A 1,689-nucleotide genomic window follows, 5' to 3' on the forward strand; every position below is an offset into this window, starting at 1 on the left:
TCGGGTGCTGCCGGCCAAGTGCCGCAAGTCTCTCGACAGCTGGATGGAGAACGGAACGATCCGGCTCGAATCCCGCAACATGGGCCCGACCGGCGTAGACGTGGCCTGGCTCACCTATCAGGCGGTGTTCATCGTCGAGCAGTTGCCCTTTCGTGAGCTGGATCCGGCCATCGTGCTGGCCGCTGTGGCCGCGTGGGTGCAGGAGCACGATTCGTTTCGCGAACAGTTTGAGCTGGCCGACCCGGAATATGCGGTGACCCCGAACGATGAGAAGAGTGCCGATCTCGAGATCCAGCTCGCCTTTACCGAGCCACTGCGCCTTATCGAGCACCCGAGCGGCCCCATCAACTGGCTCGGCAAGCGTTGGCAGGTGGCCCCCTATGAGATCTGGGTGGCCGACCACATCGACATGAACGTCGGTGACACCGGCCATCACCAGGTAGGTGGCCCGGCATGATCACCATCACTCTGGACGCTCGCCGCAGCCAGGACCAGCTCAACCTGCTGGCCCTGCCGCCCCAGAAGCGCAAGCGCCTGGTGTGGCGCGCCGCGGCCGAGCTCAAAAAGCTGGCGGCCCGCCATGTGCGCCAGCAGCAGGATCCCAACGGCAAGCCCTGGGCGCCGCGCAAGCGAGGCAAACGCAAGATGCTGCGCGGCCTGCCCAAGCTGCTGGAGATCCACGCCCCCGGTCAGGATGTGGCCGAGCTCGGGTTCAAACGGGGGACAATGAACGCCCACGCCGGGGTTATCGCCAACACCCACCAGAAGGGACATACCTATCAGGTGACCGCGGCCAGCCGGCGCCGCATCGCGAGCAGCGAGGGCGGCAAACTCAAGCCCGCGACCAAGGCGCAGGCCCGCAAGCTGCGCGAGCTCGGCTTCAAGCGCCCGGGTGCACGCAAGGGGTCATACCGCTCGGCCTCGCTCGGCTGGATCACCGGCAATCTCAACTACGCCCAGGCGGGATTGCTCATCAGGAAGCTCAAGGATGAACCGGTGAAAGCGAGCTGGGAGATTGAGCTCCCTGCCCGCCCGTTCCTTGGCGCCAATGCCAAACAACGGGAGCAAGCCTTTGCCCGTGCCCTGCAGAGCATCGACTACGGCTGGGACGTCAATAAGCAAGAGATGAAGGGGAAATAACGCCATGTGGCCTTATGTACAGATCAACAACTTGAACCAGATGCAGGGGCCGGTGACACAAGTCGAGCGCCACCTGCTGTTTGTCGGCACCGCGCCAAGCAATACCGGCAAGCTGCTCTCCCTCAACACCCAGAGCGACTTTGACAAGCTGCTGGGCGAGCCCGCCAGCGAGCTCAAAACCAACCTGCAGGCCGCCATGGCCAACGCCGGCCAGAACTGGACAGCAGCCGCCTTCGTGTTGCCCACCGACATGGAGTGGCAAGAGGCTGTGCGCGCGGCCCAGAAGACCCAATCCTTTGAAGGGGTGGTGGTGCTGGGGCAAGAGTGGGACGAGGCGAAGATCAACGCCGCCCATGCGCTGAACCAGGAGCTGATCGCCAAGTGGGGTCGCTGGCAATTCATGCTGCTGGCGGTCGCGGGGATCAATGCCGCCGAGCAGGATGGCCAGAGCTGGAGCGACTACGAGGCGGCCCTGGTCACCCTGCAAGATGGTATCAAGGCCGAATCCGTCACCCTGCTGCCGCAGCTGTGGCCCAACCTCGCCGGCGC

Annotated in this window: 3 protein-coding genes; all 3 read left to right on the plus strand. The window is 64.4% G+C overall.

Translation table 11 applies throughout. The annotated features are described in order from the left end of the window. Window positions 1-457: phage tail protein (locus AACS18_RS05585; protein ID WP_258228864.1), on the plus strand; the 457-nt coding region annotated here is incomplete at its 5' end. Then, the gene (locus tag AACS18_RS05590; RefSeq protein ID WP_108613916.1) at window positions 454-1,140 is read left to right on the plus strand and encodes a phage virion morphogenesis protein; all 687 of its coding nucleotides are present in this window, start codon (window positions 454-456) and stop codon (window positions 1,138-1,140) included. The genes AACS18_RS05585 and AACS18_RS05590, both read left to right, overlap by 4 nt. 4 nt (window positions 1,141-1,144) lie before the next feature. Continuing rightward, window positions 1,145-1,689: DUF2586 family protein (locus AACS18_RS05595; protein ID WP_146184857.1), on the plus strand; the 545-nt coding region annotated here is incomplete at its 3' end.

The sequence above is a fragment of the Aeromonas sp. HMWF015 genome, from assembly GCF_963878965.1.
GTDB lineage: Bacteria > Pseudomonadota > Gammaproteobacteria > Enterobacterales > Aeromonadaceae > Aeromonas > Aeromonas veronii.